The 17,093-nt window shown below is 69.4% G+C and carries 16 protein-coding genes and 3 pseudogenes; 8 read left to right on the top strand and 11 right to left on the bottom strand.

The annotated features are described in order from the left end of the window. Positions 1-168: 168 nt before the first annotated feature. The gene (locus OH735_RS25490; RefSeq protein ID WP_406383852.1) at positions 169-1,404 is read right to left on the bottom strand and encodes an NADP-dependent malic enzyme; all 1,236 of its coding nucleotides are present in this window, start codon (positions 1,402-1,404) and stop codon (positions 169-171) included. Between the two features lie 522 nt (positions 1,405-1,926). Between OH735_RS25490 and OH735_RS25485 the strand changes: the two genes are divergently transcribed. Genes OH735_RS25485 through OH735_RS25475 form a run of 3 tightly spaced genes read left to right on the top strand, consistent with a single transcriptional unit; the run spans position 1,927 to position 4,652 of the window. Continuing rightward, positions 1,927-2,892 (top strand): ABC transporter substrate-binding protein, encoded by a 966-nt coding sequence (locus OH735_RS25485; protein WP_406383851.1) that lies wholly within the window; start codon positions 1,927-1,929, stop codon positions 2,890-2,892. 48 nt (positions 2,893-2,940) lie between these two features. Further along, positions 2,941-3,888, top strand: a complete 948-nt coding sequence (locus OH735_RS25480; RefSeq protein WP_406383850.1) for an amino acid ABC transporter permease — start codon at positions 2,941-2,943, stop codon at positions 3,886-3,888. Then, complete coding sequence (locus OH735_RS25475; protein ID WP_406383849.1) at positions 3,885-4,652, top strand: amino acid ABC transporter ATP-binding protein; 768 nt, start codon at positions 3,885-3,887, stop codon at positions 4,650-4,652. The genes OH735_RS25480 and OH735_RS25475 overlap by 4 nt, the downstream gene beginning before the upstream one ends. A gap of 75 nt (positions 4,653-4,727) precedes the next feature. Here the strand turns inward: OH735_RS25475 and OH735_RS25470 are convergent, their stop codons facing one another. Next, entirely contained in the window at positions 4,728-5,531 is an 804-nt protein-coding gene (locus OH735_RS25470; RefSeq protein WP_406383848.1) for a class I SAM-dependent methyltransferase, read from the bottom strand. A 47-nt stretch (positions 5,532-5,578) separates the two neighbouring features. On the opposite strand from OH735_RS25470, the gene OH735_RS25465 reads away from it, so the two are divergent. Then, on the top strand, positions 5,579-6,208 hold the full coding sequence (locus tag OH735_RS25465) for a CGNR zinc finger domain-containing protein (protein WP_406383847.1): 630 nt from the start codon (positions 5,579-5,581) through the stop codon (positions 6,206-6,208). Here the strand turns inward: OH735_RS25465 and sodX are convergent. Next, positions 6,112-6,627 carry a nickel-type superoxide dismutase maturation protease gene (sodX, locus tag OH735_RS25460; RefSeq protein WP_406383846.1) on the bottom strand — a complete coding sequence of 172 codons (516 nt, stop codon included), beginning with the start codon at positions 6,625-6,627 and terminating at the stop codon, positions 6,112-6,114. The two genes, OH735_RS25465 and sodX, sit on opposite strands and share 97 nt — an antisense overlap. A 123-nt stretch (positions 6,628-6,750) precedes the next feature. Here sodX and sodN point away from each other — a divergent pair, with 123 nt between their 5' ends. Then, complete coding sequence (sodN, locus tag OH735_RS25455; protein WP_093899557.1) at positions 6,751-7,146, top strand: superoxide dismutase, Ni; 396 nt, start codon at positions 6,751-6,753, stop codon at positions 7,144-7,146. Here the strand turns inward: sodN and OH735_RS25450 are convergent. After that, positions 7,107-7,469, bottom strand: a pseudogene (locus OH735_RS25450) (tyrosine-type recombinase/integrase); the annotation flags it as partial. The gene sodN and the pseudogene OH735_RS25450 sit on opposite strands and share 40 nt — an antisense overlap. Between OH735_RS25450 and OH735_RS25445 the strand changes: the two are divergent. Then, positions 7,465-7,824: pseudogene (locus tag OH735_RS25445) on the top strand (DUF3631 domain-containing protein); the annotation flags it as partial. The pseudogenes OH735_RS25450 and OH735_RS25445 sit on opposite strands and share 5 nt — an antisense overlap. Positions 7,825-8,243: 419 nt before the next feature. Here OH735_RS25445 and OH735_RS25440 read toward each other — a convergent pair. Continuing rightward, a pseudogene (locus OH735_RS25440) lies at positions 8,244-8,576 on the bottom strand (inositol monophosphatase family protein); the annotation flags it as partial. A 129-nt stretch (positions 8,577-8,705) separates the two neighbouring features. On the opposite strand from OH735_RS25440, the gene OH735_RS25435 reads away from it, so the two are divergent. Next, on the top strand, positions 8,706-9,977 hold the full coding sequence (locus OH735_RS25435) for a hypothetical protein (RefSeq protein WP_406383845.1): 1,272 nt from the start codon (positions 8,706-8,708) through the stop codon (positions 9,975-9,977). 138 nt (positions 9,978-10,115) lie between these two features. Here OH735_RS25435 and OH735_RS25430 read toward each other — a convergent pair whose 3' ends face one another. The 3 genes from OH735_RS25430 to OH735_RS25420 form a co-directional block, all read right to left on the bottom strand. Beyond that, positions 10,116-10,379, bottom strand: a complete 264-nt coding sequence (locus OH735_RS25430) for a hypothetical protein (RefSeq protein ID WP_406383844.1) — start codon at positions 10,377-10,379, stop codon at positions 10,116-10,118. Between the two features lie 541 nt (positions 10,380-10,920). Beyond that, positions 10,921-11,814, bottom strand: coding sequence for a MurR/RpiR family transcriptional regulator (locus OH735_RS25425; RefSeq protein WP_406383842.1), 894 nt, complete (start codon positions 11,812-11,814; stop codon positions 10,921-10,923). 275 nt (positions 11,815-12,089) lie between these two features. After that, the gene (locus tag OH735_RS25420; RefSeq protein WP_406383841.1) at positions 12,090-13,340 is read right to left on the bottom strand and encodes a pyridoxal phosphate-dependent aminotransferase; all 1,251 of its coding nucleotides are present in this window, start codon (positions 13,338-13,340) and stop codon (positions 12,090-12,092) included. A gap of 421 nt (positions 13,341-13,761) precedes the next feature. Here OH735_RS25420 and OH735_RS25415 point away from each other — a divergent pair, with 421 nt between their 5' ends. After that, a complete protein-coding gene (locus OH735_RS25415) occupies positions 13,762-14,241 on the top strand; it encodes a VOC family protein (protein ID WP_406383840.1) in 480 nt (159 codons plus the stop codon). A gap of 149 nt (positions 14,242-14,390) precedes the next feature. On the opposite strand, the gene OH735_RS25410 is transcribed toward OH735_RS25415, so the two are convergent. The 3 genes from OH735_RS25410 to OH735_RS25400 form a co-directional block, all read right to left on the bottom strand. Continuing rightward, positions 14,391-15,308, bottom strand: coding sequence for an NAD(P)H-binding protein (locus OH735_RS25410; protein ID WP_406383839.1), 918 nt, complete (start codon positions 15,306-15,308; stop codon positions 14,391-14,393). Next, positions 15,305-15,664 (bottom strand): DUF952 domain-containing protein, encoded by a 360-nt coding sequence (locus OH735_RS25405; RefSeq protein ID WP_406383838.1) that lies wholly within the window; start codon positions 15,662-15,664, stop codon positions 15,305-15,307. Before OH735_RS25405 ends, OH735_RS25410 begins: the two co-directional genes overlap by 4 nt. Positions 15,665-15,825: 161 nt before the next feature. Beyond that, positions 15,826-16,845 (bottom strand): NAD-dependent epimerase/dehydratase family protein, encoded by a 1,020-nt coding sequence (locus OH735_RS25400; protein WP_406386728.1) that lies wholly within the window; start codon positions 16,843-16,845, stop codon positions 15,826-15,828. Between the last annotated feature and the right edge of the window lie 248 nt (positions 16,846-17,093).

Here is a 17,093-nt window from a genome sequence, read left to right as displayed (position 1 = left end):
CGGCGTAACCGGCCACGGGTGTGACGCGCACCGCGCGCGGGCTCCGGCGATTGAGGAACGGGGGTCCGGGGGCAACGCCCCCGGACACGGGAAGGGGCGGGTAGGGGGACGAAGCCGGCCGCAGGCACCCCTCGCCCGTTCCTCACTCCGCCCCGCCCCGCCACCGGCTCAGCGCCGGGCCACGCCTTCCGCCCGCGCCGCCGCGGCCACGGCGGCCGTCACCGCAGGCGCGACGCGCTCGTCGAACGGCGACGGGATCACGTAGTCCGCCGCGAGCTCATCGCCCACGACATCCGCCAACGCGTTCGCCGCGGCGATCTTCATGCCCTCGGTGATCCGGGAGGCCCGGACCTGGAGGGCGCCCGCGAAGATGCCGGGGAAGGCCAGCACGTTGTTGATCTGGTTCGGGTAGTCCGACCGCCCGGTCGCCACGACGGCCGCGTACTTGTGCGCGATGTCGGGGTGGACCTCGGGGTTCGGGTTGGCCATGGCGAAGACGAACGCGCCGGGCGCCATCGACGCGACGGCCGCCTCGGGGACCGTACCGCCGGAGACGCCGATGAAGACGTCCGCACCGGCCAGCGCGCTCTCCAGCGGACCGGAGATCCCGGCCCGGTTGGTGAGTTCGGCCAGCTCGCGCTTGACGTCCGTCAGGTCCTTGCGGTCCCGGCTGACGACGCCCTTGCGGTCGGCCACGGCGACGTCGCCGAGCCCCGCCTCCAGCAGGAACTTGGCGATGGCGACCCCGGCCGCACCGGCGCCGGAGATCACGGCGCGCAGGTCGCCGAGGCTCCGGCCGGACAGCTTCGCGGCGTTGCGCAGGGCCGCGAGCGTCACGACGGCGGTGCCGTGCTGGTCGTCGTGGAAGACCGGGATGTCGAGCCGCTCCTGGAGCTTGCGCTCGATCTCGAAGCAGCGCGGCGCCGAGATGTCCTCCAGGTTCACGCCGCCGAAGGACGGCGCGAGCCGGACGACGGTCTCGACGATCTCGTCCGCGTCGGTGGTCGCGAGCGCGATCGGCACCGCGTCGACGCCACCGAACTGCTTGAACAGGATCGCCTTGCCCTCCATCACCGGGAGGGACGCCTCGGGGCCGATGTCACCGAGGCCGAGCACCGCGGTGCCGTCCGTCACGACGGCGACGACCTGCGACTTCCAGGTGTAGTCGTGGACCAGCTCGGGATTCTCGGCGATGGCGCTGCACACCTTGGCGACGCCGGGCGTGTACGCGAGGGACAGATCGTCCTTGTCACGGACGGGCACGGTGGCCTGCACAGCCATCTTGCCGCCGCGGTGGAGTGCGAAGGCCGGGTCGAACGGCGCTTCGGTGGTGCCTTCTGTGGTGCTGTCAGTCGTGCTGTCAGTCGTGCTGTCGCTGCGAGGATTGACGATCTCCGCTGCCATGGTGTTGACCCCTTAAGTCTTCATCGTTTGAGGGTGGCCACTCCTGGTTGAGGAGGGGTGGGCGGGCACCGCGTACGTCACCTGCGCCGGGCGGTTGGCCCGCCCCGGCAGGGGGAGATACGTACGCGCGGGCGCGCCGCACACGCGCCCTGAGCCCCGGATGAGGGGTGTAAAGGTCTTTCTTACCGGACGGACCGCATTACGGACGAGTTCAAATCGGCGCGGTGACGTGGCTCATAGTCGAATACCTGGACAAGTCGACCAAGCGACGAAAAACGCCCACCTGCCGAGACGCGCCGCAGATCCTCCGGCGCGAGGATGAATACCCCGCAGATGGTCCGGCCTTGGTGTACCGGCCCTCGAGGTTCGGGGATCGCCCGTTACCTGATTTTGACATGACCAGCCCCCTGAATGGGCCAGTCCGAATGGCAAGATGCCCTAATCGAACAGGGCGGCGGCATCCGACGTCGTGTGTCCGCACCGCCTCGCATCGCCACCCTCATCTGCCGGAGGAACCCGATCATGACCGCAAGCACCACTCGTCGTACGGCCGCGAAGTCCCGGATTGCAGCGGTCGGCGCCATCGCGGTCGCCGGCACCATGCTGCTGACCGCCTGCGGCGACCAGACGAAGAGCGACGACACGAAGAAGAGCACGGACTCCTCCAAGTCCGCCGCACCGCTCGCCAACCTGCTGCCGGCCGACATCAAGGCCAAGGGCAAGATCATGGTCGGCTCCGACATCGCGTACGCGCCGGTCGAGTCCACGGACGCCTCGGGCAAGACAGTGGGCATCGACCCGGACATCGCCGAGGCCCTCGGCAAGCAGCTCGGGGTGACGTTCGAGTTCCAGAACGGCAAGTTCGCCGACCTCATCGCCGGTCTCGCGGCAAAGCGGTACAACATCGCCATGTCGGCCATGACGGACACCAAGGACCGTCAGAACGGCATCGACGGCGACACCAAGAAGAAGGTCGGCGCGGGCGTCGACTTCGTCGACTACTTCACCGCCGGTGTCTCGATCTACACCAACAAGGGCGCCGACAACGGCATCAAGACGTGGGACGACCTCTGCGGCAAGGCGATCGGCGTGCAGACCGCCACCTTCTCGCAGGACCTCGCCAAGGCCCAGGCCAAGAAGTGCACCGCGGCCGGCAAGAAGACCGTGAAGATCGAGGACTTCCCGACCAACCCCGAGGCCGAGACGCGTATGCGCTCCAAGGGCGTCGACGCGGTGTCCGCGGACTTCCCGATCGCCGCGTACTCGGTGAAGCACTCCGGCGACGGCAAGTACTTCGAGATCGTGGGCGACCAGGTCGAGGCGGGCCCGTACGGGATCGCGCTCGCCAAGGGCAACGACAAGCTGCGGGACGCCATCCAGGCCGCTCTGCAGGCGATCATCAAGAACGGTGAGTACGACAAGATCATCGCCAAGTGGGGCGTCGAGGCCGGCGCCAACCACGACGCGAAGATCAACGGTGGCTCCTGACCCGCGTTCCGTACCGCTCATCAACGGGGGAACTGAAAGGCACCATCGGTGACTGTTGACGTCAGCAAGACGGACGGCCCCGCCGACACTCCGCCGCCCGCTGCCGGACCGGAGGCCATCAAGGCCGTCCCAGTCCGGCACCCGGGGCGCTATGTGTCCGCGGCCGTCGCGATCGCCCTCCTCGTGGGGATCGTGTACGCCTTCTCGCAGGGAAAGATCAACTGGGGCACCATCCCCGACTACTTCTTCAACGACCGGATCGTCACCGGCGTGTGGAAGACCCTCGAGCTGACCATGCTCTCCATGGCCATCGGCATCGCGGGCGGTCTGCTGCTCGCCGTGATGCGGATGTCCAAGAACCCGGTGACCAGCTCCATCGCCTGGTTCTACATCTGGTTCTTCCGCGGCACCCCGGTCCTGGTCCAGCTCTTCGTCTGGTTCAACCTGGGTCTGGTCTTCGAGTACATCAACCTCGGACCGCTCTACAAGGACTACTGGGCCAGCTTCATGACGCCGCTGCTGACGGCGCTGCTGGGGCTCGGGCTCAACGAGGCCGCGTACATGGCCGAGATCTGCCGCGCCGGTCTGCTCGCGGTCGACGACGGCCAGACCGAGGCCGCCCATGCGCTCGGCATGAGCCACTCCAAGACCCTGCGCCGGATTGTGGTCCCGCAGGCGATGCGGGTGATCGTGCCGCCCACGGGCAACGAGGTCATCAACATGCTGAAGACGACCTCGCTCGTCTCGGCAGTGCAATTCCTCGATCTGTTCAAGGTGGCGCAGGACATCGGGCAGACATCGGGGTCCCCGGTGGAGATGTACTTCCTCGCCGCCGCCTGGTACTTGGTGCTGACCTCGATCTTCAGCATCGGCCAGTACTACCTGGAGCGGTATTACGCACGCGGCTCGACCCGCGCCCTGCCGCCCACCCCGCTCCAGCGACTGCGCGCCACGCTCGGCCGCCGCTCCGCCCGCTCCAAGGGAGGCATCGCATGAGCACCCACGCGATGGTGAAGGCCGAGGACGTCCACAAGTCCTACGGCAGCGTCGAGGTCCTCAAGGGCATCGACCTGGAGGTCGCCCCCCAGGAGGTCTTCTGCCTGGTCGGCCCGTCCGGCTCCGGCAAGTCGACGTTCCTGCGGTGCATCAACCACCTGGAGCAGATCAACGCCGGCCGGCTGTACGTCGACGGCGAGCTGGTCGGCTACCGGCAGAAGGGCGACAAGCTCTACGAGCTCAAGGACAGCGAAGTCGCCCTGAAGCGCCGGGACATCGGCATGGTCTTCCAGCGTTTCAACCTCTTCCCCCACATGACGGCGATCGAGAACGTCATGGAAGCCCCGGTCCAGGTCAAGGGCGAGGCGAAGGCCGTGGCCAGGGCCCGGGCGGAGCGGCTGCTGGACCGGGTGGGCCTGGCCGACAAGGCGAAGAACTACCCCTCCCAGCTCTCCGGCGGCCAGCAGCAGCGGGTGGCCATCGCCCGCGCCCTGGCCATGGAGCCGAAGCTGATGCTCTTCGACGAGCCGACGTCGGCGCTCGACCCGGAGCTGGTGGGCGATGTCCTGGACGTCATGCGCGGGCTCGCGGAGGACGGCATGACGATGGTCGTCGTGACCCATGAGATGGGCTTCGCCCGTGAGGTCGGCGATGCGCTGGTCTTCATGGACGACGGCGTGGTGGTCGAGTCGGGCCACCCGCGCGACGTACTGACGAACCCGCAGCACGACCGGACGAAGTCGTTCCTGTCGAAGGTGCTGTAGGAACACCTGGGAAGGGGCGGTACGGACCAGGTCCGTACCGCCCCTTCTCCACACCCCCTTCTTTCGCCCTCGCAGCTACTTCAGGGCGAGCACCAAGCTGTCCGACGGGGACGCCCAGACGGCGCGTGCCTCGCCGAACCCCGCCTCGCGCAGGGTCTCGACGTGCCACCGCACGGACGGCATGTCGCCGTCCGCGTGCTCGCCGTAGATCGTGTATCGCTCGGCGGTCGGCCCGGCGAGGACCGGGTCCTTCGCGGCGAGCGCCCACCAGTCCGCCCAGTCGAGAGCGCCCGCGGCCTTGGCACGGTCCATGGCCGCGTGCCGGTGGGCGCGCTCGGCCGCGTTGATACGGGGCGTCTCGGTGTCGATCATGTGGTCGGCGTTCATGAACACGCCGCCGTCCCTGACGAGTCCGCCGATCCACCGGTAGAGCGCGGTGAGCGGTTCGGTGTGCAGCCAGTGCAGGGCGGTGGCGGTGAGGACCGCGTCGTACGACTCGTACGGCAACTGCCCTGCCCAGCCGGGGTCCTTGAGGTCGGCGGTGACGAAGGTGACGCGCTCGTCGCCGTCGAAGTGGCCACGGGCGATGGCGAGCAGCGCCGGGTCGAGGTCGACGCCTGTGCTGGTGGCCTCGGGGAACCGCTTGAGGAGCCGGTCCGTAATACTTCCCGTACCGCATGCGAGATCGAGCGCTCTCGGCCTGGGGCCCACCACGGCCTCGACCATGTCCAGCATCACCCGGAACCGTTCCTCACGGTCGGGCATGTACCACTCCTGCTGGCGGTCCCAGCTCTCCTGCCAGGCCGCCCAGTCGGTGCCGGTCGATGTCTCCGCCACAAGAAACCTCCCATGTAATACCCTGGAACCCGAAAAGCCCATTACATCATTCGCTGCATCACTTTAGACCGACGCCGTAAGGACTACAAGTGGAACTGGCCTATTACTCGGACTATGCCGTGCGTCTGGTCAACACCGAGGAGCCGACCCGGAACAAGGACTCCCTGACCTCCGTCGAGGCGGTCCGTGAGCTGTTCGGTCTCAACCAGCAGGCGGCCCGGCGGGCGACCGACGCGGATGTGACCCGCTTCCGGTCCGTACGGGCACGGCTGCGCGCGGTCTTCGAGGCGGCCGACGGCGGTGACGAGACGCTCGCCGTCGACCTGCTCAACTCACTGCTGCTGGAGTTCCCGGTAAGCCCGCAGATCTCCGGGCACGGCGTACGCGACGAGGACGCCAAGCCGGACTGGCACATGCACTTGGCCGACCACCCGTCGAACGCGACGGCCGGGTACGCCGCCATCGCGGCGATGGGCCTCGCCTTCCACCTCACCTCGTACGGAGTGGACCGGCTCGGCCTGTGCGAGGCGGCGCCGTGCCGTAACGCCTACCTCGACACCTCGACCAATCGCTCCCGCCGCTACTGCTCGGACCGCTGCGCGACCCGCGCCAACGTGGCCGCCTACCGGGCCCGCAAGCGCCTGGAAACGGAACGCGCCGCCGACACCGGCCGCAGCGCGGAGACCGCCCAGGTCACCACGCCCCACACCGACCGCTGATCCTTCTTCAGCGGCCGGTAGCGCGCCCGGACCCTGGCCAGTACGAGCTCCTCCGGCACCGTCCCGTAATCCGTGCTGTCGCCGCCGGCGAAGATGTTGTCGGCCAGCACCCACCAGCCGCCCCGGCGGCGTTCGGCGGCCCGCTTGACGACCAGCAGATCCTGCTGGAACGGATGACGCAGAATCACCACGTCCCCGGGGCGCACCGTCGCCCCGTACTGCACGAGCAGCCAGTCCCCGTGATGGAGCGTGGGCACCATCGACGGCCCCGTCACCTCCACCACCTGGAAGGGCACGCGCCCGGCCAGCCCTCGCCCCCGCTGCTCCTGCGTCAGCTCAGGCACCTCCGGCACCTCCCGCATCTCTCCGGCATCTCCCCGGTCCGTCCAGTACACCGTCCCGTACAGCGTTTCGTACATTCGGCCACCGGACCCATCCGCACCCTGGACTTTTGGCCTAAGCCCATGGGGGCAGCCGCTAAAACCCGTCACTCACGGAGTAATGTCCCACCTGAGAAGACGATCACGAGGAAGGACAGCTCAATGCTTTCCCGCCTGTTTGCCCCCAAGGTGAAGGTCAGCGCGCACTGCGACCTGCCCTGCGGCGTGTACGACCCGGCCCAGGCCCGCATCGAGGCGGAGTCCGTCAAGGCCGTCCAGGAGAAGTACCAGGCCAACGAGGACCCGCACTTCCGGGCCCGCGCGGTGGTCATCAAGGAGCAGCGCGCCGAGCTCGCCAAGCACCACGTCTCGGTGCTGTGGAGCGACTACTTCAAGCCCCCGCACTTCGAGAAGTACCCGGAGCTGCACCAGCTGGTCAACGACGCCCTGAAGGCGCTGTCGGCCGCGAAGGCCTCCACGGACCCGGCGACGGGCCAGAAGGCGCTGGACTACATCGCTCAGATCGACAAGATCTTCTGGGAGACCAAGAAGGCTTGATCCAGGCCCCGGGCCGCCTGACCCGCGCACTCGCGGGTCGCAGAGCCCACCTTTCCGCACCCGGTCCGAGGGCCGCCGAGAACGGCGTCCATGACGGACCGGGTGCGGTCTTCTTCTCCAGGCCACAAGTGGGCGTAGATCCCCAAGGTGATGACCGCGGACGCGTGGCCGAGGACGAGCTGTACCTGCTTGACGCTCGCCCCGCCGCCGATGAGCGCGGAGGCGTAGAAATGCCGCAGGTCATGGATCACCATGTGCGGCAGCTCGACGGGCCTGCGGCCCTCGCGCTCGGCCGCCTCGTTCTCCGCCGCCTGGAGCGACCGGGCGGTCGTCGTCCGCATGCAGAAGCGGAAGCCCGGTGAACGGATCACTCCCTTCCGTTCCCGCTACTCGGTGCCCGAACTGAACGCGCTGCGCGACCGGCTGACCGCTTGGCTGACCCCACTGCGAAGCACCGCCGCGGGCTTGGTGCCGCGGATGCCGGTCGAGGACCGCGCGGCGGACACGTGGGAGCCACTGGTCGTCGTCTCCGATCTGGCCGGCGGCCACTGGCCCGCGCAGGTGCGTGCCGCCTGCCTGGCGATGACGCGCAACGAGGTGGTCCAGGACGAGCAGACGACGCTGAAGACGCGGCTGCTGCGTGACATTCGCCGCGCCTTCGACCAGGAGGCAACAAAGCGCGACCAGGAAAAGACCATCCGCTTCACGCGGACCGCGGTCCACGTGATCAGTGCCGCTGCCCACCAGCGTGGTCAGAAGTTCGCCGGATTCGTCCGCGACGCCGCGCTCGCCGTTGCCCTCGGTAAGGCGGGGCCGGCCGGCCTCACCGGCTTCGCGCTCCACCTCCTTCGAGACCTCGACGCCGTCACAGCAGGACCCAGTCTGCAATGGAGTTCTGGTGGGACCGAAGGCTCCGTGAACCGCATCAAAAAGATCAAAAGGCAGCTCTACGGACGAGCCGGATTCGAACTACTCCGCAAGATGATCCTGCTTCAGCAACCCTCCGCGATCGCTCCCCAGGATCAGCGCCGAACCGGGAAACGCTTGCCCATCAGTTGGAAGAGTGCGGCCGCAGCTGCTCTATCTGTTGCTCGGCTTCAACTGCGGATCATCGACATCAGCAGCTGGTGGGTTTCGCCGTCCGCGGCCACTACAAGTCCGCGGCCTGCCTGTCCGATCGGGCCGCCGTCGATCCCGGTGACTACGCAGCCAGCGGCCTGGCACAGAGCGATGTCGGCAGCGAAATGCACGCTCCCGGACAGGTCGCCGCCATCCGTGACGTATGCGGCGCGCTTGCCAGCGGCGACCCAGGCCAACGCCAGAGTCGTGGACACGACCCGGGGCCGGAACCGTTCTACGAACCGGTGCTGGGCCAGCAAGTCCACAGCCCGGAAGTCGGGCGCACTGGGGAACGGCGGATCCAGATTGACAAGCCCCGGCCACAAAACTCAGTGGAACGGCTGGCAACCTTCCTTCTGACCCGGCCCCTTCCTGCAATGAGCCTCCGGCGCATGGTGCCGGGCGGTCCGTTGTCCGATCTGCTGCCTATGCTTCGCCACATGCCGAACGAACTTGCGCCACGTCATGGCGTCGACGGGCCAACCTCCTGGCCGGCTTCCGAGATGGTGGTCCACTACTCTGTCGCCGCTCCGAGTGAAGCGGACGCTCGTTCAGTGGCTTCGGCACTGACTCAACGCGGACACCGGTGGGTGACCGTGCGCCCGGTATATCTTCCGCATCTGGACCCCGGGAACCGCCTGTTCGGCAAGCCCGAGTTCTCCCGGCCTGAGCTGGAGGGTTGGTGGAGCGTCGACAGCCTCGTGGACGAAGAAGCCCCCAACCCGACCTCGGAGTTCCACCAGCACGACTGCGAGAAGGCAGCTGTCGAGGCCATCGGTAGAGCGCACGGTGGTTTCTGGAACGGCGGATCCCTCGCTAACCGAGAGACCATGCTGCCCAGATTCGACCACCAGGGGCTGGTCCATGAACTCGACCAGAAGCACGCCCATCGCATTCGGCGCGACGTGATCTCAAGCTTCCCTCCACCGACGGAGGAACCAGCTCCGGCCACCCCGCTCCAGTGCACCACCATCGAACGTCCATTCCCACCCGTGCTTGAGTGTGCGCGACAAGTTGCCCGCGATCAGGAAGCTCAGCAGGGCAAGCTGCCTGACGGAACTGCCTGGTGGCTCACCGGCGAGGCCGACGGCTTCTCCGACGATCGCGAAGTCATCTTCGAATTGGCCGACTCGGTCATGCATCAGGGCACCTGCTACCCGCACACCGCCGACGAGATTCCCTTGCTGGTCGGTCTCGCAGCCCTCGAGGACATTCGTCCCGCCCATCGAGCCGTCTTCACCACGTTCCTGTTCGAAGCAGCCACCATCGGGCAGCGCCTGGCTGCTTCCGGGGCCGACCGCAGAGTCGCCCTGGGCCTTCCACTGGAGGAGACAGCGGACGAACTCGCCGCCCGCCATGCGGTCGAAGCCGCAGCACCGTACCTCCTGGGCCGCTGGGACAGCGAGGACGAAGCCGTACAGTTCACCCTCGCCGCCCTCGCGGCAGCAACCCAGCACAGCGCCTCGAGAACACGCATCCGGCACTTGGCCGAGCGCTGGGCCACGGGGCCCCGGACGGATGCTCTACGTCTTGCAGCTGCCCTGGCCGAAACCGACGACGCCGAGGTGGCCACCGTTCTCCGCAGCATCGTCGAGAGCGGTGTCATTCCTCCCAGCAGGGTCCCGAGTCCCCTCGCGCCCACACGCGGCGCGGCGCTCAACCTGCTCAAACCCCTGGTCGAGCGGGAGATGTCTCCTCTGCTGGCCCAATGAGGCAGCGCTGCTGGCTTCGCCCTGATCCGCAGCCGCGCCGGCAGTCCGCCCGCAAACCTGCTCGGTGCGACAGAGAATCCCCAAAGCGTTCCGGCGAGCAACGCACCCATGACCCCCCTCCGCCCGGCCGACGGCCCCTCAGCCGCGCCAGTCCTCCGGAAGCTTCAACCGATCGCGATCAGCAGGCCAATGAGGGAAGACGGCACGCCGCAAGGCTCGGGGCGTGACGGCGAACAGGAGGCAGCCACCTGCCCCGACAAGCCCGGACCCGGCACCGACGACACAGGCGCGGCTCAGCCAGACGTGTCCGTGGTCCTCGGCCCAAGCACCGAGTACGGCCGAGCCGAGGAAGAGCGCCGTGCAGACGAGGCCGGCCAGGGCGAAGAGGAGACGCTGAACCATGCGGCGAGCATCGCACATGCGTGCGATGCTCTGTCCACATGGTGTGCCTGCGCGCACGCAGAGGGTGACGTCTCGCGGAGCTCGCGCAACTGTGCCGACCGAGACGCGGAGTGGTCCGGTCGCTTCGCTGACTTCAGAGGGTGCGGGTACGCGGAAGACTCTGCCTGTACAGGCGACTCTTGCCGCAGCGGAGACGGCGGCAGGCAGTAAAGACCACCTCGCCGACCGGCGAAACCATCACCAAGGCGTACGACAAGCTCGGCCGCCAGATTCTCCGACGCCGACGACGGCACCACCACCGAGTACGACCTGCGGCGCCGCTCGCCGGCACCAGCGCAACTGCGAGCACGGGCACACAACTGCGGGCGGGTTCGGCGAGGCCGACCAGGTAGGCACCGAGGCCGGCCGAGGCATACGGCTCACGAACCACGACGAGCCAAGACCTTGCGGTGCCTGATGCGCCGGCCCTGACTCGTACGCACGAGCTGATCCTCGTAGGTGAAGCAGACACATCGCCGTCCCGTCGCCGGACCGGCTCGGGTCAGTCCTCGGGCGTCACGTAGGCGCCGAACTGCCCCAGCAGCTCTTCCTCCTGCAGCAATGTGGACCGCGCCTCCAGGCCCCGCTCCTGGGCGACGCCGGTGGCCAATGCCTGGGCGAGAGAGGTGAAGGCGGTCATGGAACGCAGCACGGAAGGGCCGGCCGCATCGACGTAGAAGGTGTAGTGGGCCGTGGTCGCCAGGGGTGACGCGGGATTGTCCGTCAGGGCCAGACAGCGGGCGCCACGGCTTCGGGCCCATCGCAACGCCTTGACGGTTTCGGCGCTGTAGCGGTGGATGGAGACGGCCACGAAGCAGTCGTCGGGTCCGACACGGCGCAGTTCATCGGTGAGGTTCCCGGCCGCCGCGGTGACGGTATGGACCTCTTCGCGCAGCATCCCCAGGAGGTAGCCCAGGAGGTAGGCCGGAGCGTGGCACTTGCGCAGCCCCATCACGTGGACGCTCGACGACTTGGCCAGCGTGGATACGGCCTCCTGCCAAGTGGCGGACGGGATACGGGCGAAGGTCCGCGCGATGTTGGCCTGGTCGAACGCGACGGCCCGTTCGAGCGGGTCGCCGCCCTCTGCGGCGAGCTGCTCCAGGTTGTTGTAGCGGTGCAGCAGTTGGGCCTGTTCACGCAGTTGCTGCCTGCACAGGCGGGACAGGCCGGGGTAACCGTCCAGGCCGAGGCTGGAGGCGAACCGGACGACGGTCGCCTCGTTCACGCCTACGGAGTTTGCGAGTTCGGAGACGGTCATGAAGGCCACCCCTTCGGGGTCGGCCATGACCTGGTCGGCCAGACGCCGCTGCGAGGGGGTGAGCGAGGTCGCCCGGCTGCGAAGCTCGGCGAGAAGCTCGTCGAATGTCTGTGGAGCGGAGGGAGACGTGGAGGCCATAAGAGAATTCTCTCCCCATGTGCGCCCCCGCGGGTGTGACGGTGGATCCGTTCCTCGTGTGCACCGCGCGGTGGTGATGCGTCCGCGGACTCGGTCCGAGCCGCCGGGAGCCGATGCGTGGTGCCGGCTGGCGCGCACGGGACGGCCCCGGAACCGGACCGATCCCGGCTCCGGGGCGCGCAAAGTGACGTGGCCAGGCGACGAGCGCGTCCTGCGGGACGTGCACCCGTCTTGTCCATCGGGGAAATTCCTTCCGTTGACGTGGGCCGGCCGGTTCAGCCCCGACCGAGGCCGGTCAGGGCATCGCGCAGGTGGTTCAGGGAACCCGCGATCCATGGCAGCTCCATCGGGTCGTCGCTGCGCAGGGCGGTCCAGCGCTCGTCGGCCGACTCCCCGTACAAAAGGCTGGTGGCGACCCGGGCGCGTAGTCCGCGTGACTCGTCGCCGAAGGCTTCCCCGGCCAGGACCCCCACGCCGTACCGCTCCAGCAGGACGTTCGCCAGCTCGGCCCCCGTGGTGATGCCCCGGCGGGCGAGGTCGTCGCGAACCGGCTCGAAGTCGGGGTAGAGGTAGAAGCCGGCCCGGGGGAGGCGGCAGGCGGCACCGGCACGGGTGAACTCGCCGTGCACCGCGCGGGCCACCGTGGCATGCAGGCGGCGCGCGGCGGCGATGTGGCCGGTGACCTCGTCGGGGTCGGCCAGGATGTGCGCCGCGGCGGCCTGCATGGGGGCGGCCAGGCTGGACCACACCTCGCTCGCGATGCCGACCAGGTCGCGCATGAGGCCGGCGCCCCACCGGTTGTCCGGGACGCGGGCGAATCCGATGCGCCAGCCGCCCAAGGCCATCGACTTGCTCAGTCCGCTGGTCACCACGGTGCGCTCGGGCAGGTACGCGGCGGCGCTGGGGGCGGGCTGTCCGTCGTGACAGAGCTCGGCGTAGATCTCGTCGGACACGATCGCGAGGCCGTGGCGCTCGGCGATGGCGCACACCTCACGGACGTACTCCGGGGGCGCGATCGTGCCGGTGGGGTTGTCGGGCACGGTCAGCAGCAGCACGCCGGGGTTCGCGCCGGCGGTCCGGGCCCGGGTGAGGGCCTGCTCCAGGAGCGCGGGGTCCGGGACGCCGCCGCACTCGGCCGGAATCGGCACGTCGATGACCCGCTTGCCCACGATGGCCGCCTGGGCGGCGTAGCTGACCCAAGCGGGACAGGGCAGCACGAGGTCGCCGGGGAGCGCGGCCAGCAGCGCGAACAGCAGGGCCTTGCTGCCCGGGGCGAACAGCACCTGGTCCGGCTCGGTCGGGAGGCTGCGGCGGCCGAACCATCCGGCGGCGGCCTCCCGCGCTTCCGACGAGCCGACGACGGCGCCGTAGCTGTTGCGGCCGGCGGCCCGGGCCAGAAGGGCGGCAATGCCGTCGGGGACGGGCAGCCCGGCTTCGCCGAAGCCCAGGTGGAGCACCTTCTCGCCTGCCGTCTTGCGGGCCTGGATCGTCTCGTTGATCGCCAGGGTCGCTGAGTGCATGGCCACGGATTCCACTCTCCTTGGGTGAGTGATGGGGTGACTGACGAGCAATGCCAAGATACATTGCATCAGCCGATCTTCATGCAAATTTGTTTGCACGAGGGTGGCCGGGACAGCGCCCCGGATGTGGTCCGGGAGGCGGGACGCGCGACCGGCCGCGGAGGCGGCGGACTGCGCGATTCCGTTGCGGTCGGCGTAGGGTCGACGCCCGGCATGGGCCCCGCGTTCACCCGGCGCCAGGCCGTACGGCCCGACAGCACCTCCGGTACCGCCATGAACCTGCCGGTGCTCGACGGGTCCGGATCTCCGTTCGACAGGACGCCGCCGATACCTCTCAAATTGCGATCGATGAGTTTCCGGGACGGGATCAGTCGGTATGGGTGGACATGTGCAGACGACCGGCACGCGCTCACGACAGGAGACAGCGATGACCAACGAGGGCTTCACCACATGTCTGTGGTTCGACGGCCAGGCCGAGGAGGCGGCGGAGTACTACCTCTCGGTCTTCAAGAACTCCCGGCTCGGCAGGATCGGCCGCTACACCGAAGCGGGCCCCGGGCCTGCCGGATCGGCGATGGCGGTCGAGTTCGAGATCAACGGCCAGAAGTTCGTCGGGCTGAACGGCGGGCCGCAGTTCAAGTTCAACGAATCCATCTCGTTCCAGATCCACTGCTCGGACCAGGAAGAGGTGGACTACTACTGGAACCGTCTCGTCGACGGGGGCGAAGAGGGGCCCTGCGGCTGGCTGAAGGACAGGTACGGCGTCTCCTGGCAGGTCGTCCCGGAGCCGCTGATCGATCTGATCGGCGACCCGGACGCCGAGAAGGCCGCCCGGACCACCGCGGCGATGATGACCATGAAGAAGCTGGACATCGCCGCGCTGCAGAAAGCGCACGACGAAGGCTGACACCGGAGAGGCGCCGGAGGGACGACGGGGGGACGGGGACGGGGACGGGGACGGGGACAGGGACAGGGACAGGGACGGCCAGCCGGCCGGGTGGGCGCTCAGCAGGGCGAAGAGGCGGGCGGCCTCTTCCGGGATCGCCCGGCGGGAGGTCAGTCCGTCCCGAGCAGATGACGGTAGCTGTCCGGATGCTCCCTCAGATACGTGGCCAGGCCCATCGCCGGATGCCCGGTGAGGTTCGGTACGGTGTCCGAGACCGTGGACATCTCGCCGGTGGCGATGGCCTCGTACGACGTCACCCAGCCGGCCACCTCCCAGTCCTCCGCGCCGTAGTGCGCCCGTGAGGCGTAGGCCTCCTCGCGGGTCTCCGGTACGTAGGTGACGGTCCGGCCGGTGGCCCTGCCGAGCTCCTCGGCCGCTTCGGCGAGGGTGAACGCCTCGGGGCCCGTGAGGTCGTACGTGGCCCCGTCGTGACGCATGGTGTCGGTCTCGGTGTCGGCCAGCAGCACGGCGGTCGCGGCGTCCGCGATGTCCTCGTGCGCCACCGCCGCCACCCGGCCGTCGCCGCCCGGACCGCGCAGCACCCCGTCGGCGCCGGTCATCGCCGGGATCCCGGCGAGGTACAGGCTGTCGCGCAGGAAGGTGTAGCGGACCTCGGCGACCCGGATGTGCGCCTCGGTGTGCCAGTGGTCCCGGGCGAAGGTGAACGTGGCGTCCGGGGCCGCTCCGAGGAAGGAGAGGTACACGATCCGCTCGACGCCCGCGGCGACCGCCGCGTCCACGGCCGTCGTGTGCTGGCGCACCCGGTCGGGACTCTCGTGCGCCGAGACGAGGAACAGGGTGTGTGCCCCGGCGAGGGCGCGGCGCATGGCCTCCCCGTCGCCGTAGGGGGCGGGCGGTGCGGCGACGGCGCCCGGCAGTTCCGGCAGCAGGGACGGGTCGCGGCCCAGGAGCCGCACGGGTACTCCGGCGCGCACGAGGCGCTGCGCCACCCGGCCGCCGACCGCACCACCGGCGCCGGTGACGGCGACGATCGGGGCGGCCGGGTCCGTGGGGGGTGCGGGGTTCATGCGGGGTCGCCTTCCTTGCTCGGCCAGGGGCGCACCTCCACGACCGCGTCCACCGGGACGGGGCCGTAGACGTGCGGGAAATCCTCGCCGCCGGGCGCGACGGGCTCGTACCGTACGGGGACCGGGAGCCGGGCGGGATCGATGACGAGGACCACCAGATCCTGGTCGGGTGCCCCGGCCCGGCTCCCGGCGCCGTACAGCATCTCGGCAACGCCGTCGAGCTGGTGTGGCAGCGAGCAGTGGATGAAGCCCTCTTCGTGCAGGGTGCGGCCGCGGGTGGACATCTCGTACGTCCCGATCCCGCGGGCCGCCTCCCACAGGGGGCCTTCGGTGAGGTGCAGCAACAGTTCGGCCATGGGCCAACGCTAGCCGCGTCGACGCGTCCTACGGGCCATCAGCGTGGCCGCCGATCCGGCGGCGAGCAGAACCTCCGCGATACCACACCACGCCGGGTTGAGCCCGATACGCCCGGATACTCCGGGGCCGCGTCGGGGTACAGCATGCGCGCGGGCGCGCGTCAGGCCGTTTCCGCGAGCAGGCGGGCCTCCACCCGTGGGTCCAGGCCGACCGGGGGCCGGTCGGGCCGGTGCGGCGCTTCGCCGCCCAGTCCCTCCAGCCATTTCCAGGTGTCCGCGACCGTCTCCTCCACCGGCCGGCAGTACAGCCCGGCCGCGTACGCCTTGCCGACGTCACCCTGGTGCAGGGTGTCGTACAGCTCACCCGGCGGCAGCCAGACCGGCAGATCGCTCCAGGGCTCCACACCTGCCGCGAGGATCACCTCGGCGGGGATCCAGCGGAGCGCGGCGTCGGAGCCGGTGGTGCGTACGCAGGCGTCGAGCAGTTGCCCCATCGTGGCGTGACCCGGACGGCTGACCAGGTTGTACGGCCCGTACAGTCCGTCACGCGCCGCGTCCAGGAGCCAGTTGGCCAGGTCACGGGCGTCGATGTACTGAAGTTTCAGATCCGGAGTGCCCGGGGCCGCTACGGTCCCTCCGCAGGCGATCCGCGAGAGCCACCAGGGCAGCCTGCCGACGTTCTCCCAGGGGCCCAGGATCAGTCCCGCGCGGGCCAGGAGGGCCCGGTCGCCGAAGGCGTCGAGCGCGGCCAGTTCGCCGCCGCGTTTGGCGAGGGGGTACGGGACGTCCCCGTCCGCGTCGGGCGAGGCACCGGCCACCAGCGGGCCGTCCTCGGGCAGTCCGGCCGGGGCCGGATAGTCGTACACGGAGCGGCTGGAGACGTACGTGTACCGCCCGGCCCGGCCGGCCAGCAGACGGGCCGCGTCCCGTACGGCCGTGGGGGCGCCGCTCCAGGTGTCGACGACCAGGTCCCAGGCGTACCCGCCCGCGCGGCGGCCGGCGGCTGCCGCTGCCGCTTCGGCCGGCGTGGCAAGTCCTTCGCCGGTGGTGCGGTCGCCGAGGAGTTCCGTCACGCCCGGCGGGGGCGCGTGGTGGCCGCGGTGGAACACCGTGACTTCCCAGCCGCGCGCGAGCGCCGCCTCGGTGACGGCGCGGCCGACGAATTCCGTACCACCCAGCATCAGAAGCCTCATGGGGCCGACTCTGCCCGAGGGGCGACCGGGCCGGTACCGGCCCTCGCTCTCGGCGTAATGGGGCGGCGGCCGTCACTCCCGGCGTACGAGGACGACGGTCGTCACTCTTGGCGCAAGTCGGCGGCGGTCGTGACTCGTTCGCCGCGCAGCCGGATGCCGGTCCGTCACGGCGTGCGGGCGAGCGGGCCGCGGTTGCTGTGGCAGAACGGTTTCGCGGCCGCACTGGCAGGCAACGC

The organism is Streptomyces sp. NBC_01618 (genome assembly GCF_045209435.1).
Taxonomy (GTDB): domain Bacteria; phylum Actinomycetota; class Actinomycetes; order Streptomycetales; family Streptomycetaceae; genus Streptomyces.
This window is presented reverse-complemented; position numbering and strand designations above follow the sequence as displayed.

Coding starts and splice junctions, on each gene's coding strand:
- OH735_RS25425 (WP_406383842.1), bottom strand. CDS start 11,814: ATGGCCTCCACGTCTCCCTCCGCTCCACAGACATTCGACGAGCTTCTC.
- OH735_RS25475 (WP_406383849.1), top strand. CDS start 3,885: ATGAGCACCCACGCGATGGTGAAGGCCGAGGACGTCCACAAGTCCTAC.
- sodX (WP_406383846.1), bottom strand. CDS start 6,627: ATGTACGAAACGCTGTACGGGACGGTGTACTGGACGGACCGGGGAGAT.
- OH735_RS25490 (WP_406383852.1), bottom strand. CDS start 1,404: ATGGCAGCGGAGATCGTCAATCCTCGCAGCGACAGCACGACTGACAGC.
- OH735_RS25470 (WP_406383848.1), bottom strand. CDS start 5,531: ATGGGCTTTTCGGGTTCCAGGGTATTACATGGGAGGTTTCTTGTGGCG.
- OH735_RS25430 (WP_406383844.1), bottom strand. CDS start 10,379: ATGGTTCAGCGTCTCCTCTTCGCCCTGGCCGGCCTCGTCTGCACGGCG.
- OH735_RS25405 (WP_406383838.1), bottom strand. CDS start 15,664: ATGGCCGAACTGTTGCTGCACCTCACCGAAGGCCCCCTGTGGGAGGCG.
- OH735_RS25410 (WP_406383839.1), bottom strand. CDS start 15,308: ATGAACCCCGCACCCCCCACGGACCCGGCCGCCCCGATCGTCGCCGTC.
- OH735_RS25435 (WP_406383845.1), top strand. CDS start 8,706: ATGCCGAACGAACTTGCGCCACGTCATGGCGTCGACGGGCCAACCTCC.
- sodN (WP_093899557.1), top strand. CDS start 6,751: ATGCTTTCCCGCCTGTTTGCCCCCAAGGTGAAGGTCAGCGCGCACTGC.
- OH735_RS25400 (WP_406386728.1), bottom strand. CDS start 16,845: ATGCTGGGTGGTACGGAATTCGTCGGCCGCGCCGTCACCGAGGCGGCG.
- OH735_RS25415 (WP_406383840.1), top strand. CDS start 13,762: ATGACCAACGAGGGCTTCACCACATGTCTGTGGTTCGACGGCCAGGCC.
- OH735_RS25485 (WP_406383851.1), top strand. CDS start 1,927: ATGACCGCAAGCACCACTCGTCGTACGGCCGCGAAGTCCCGGATTGCA.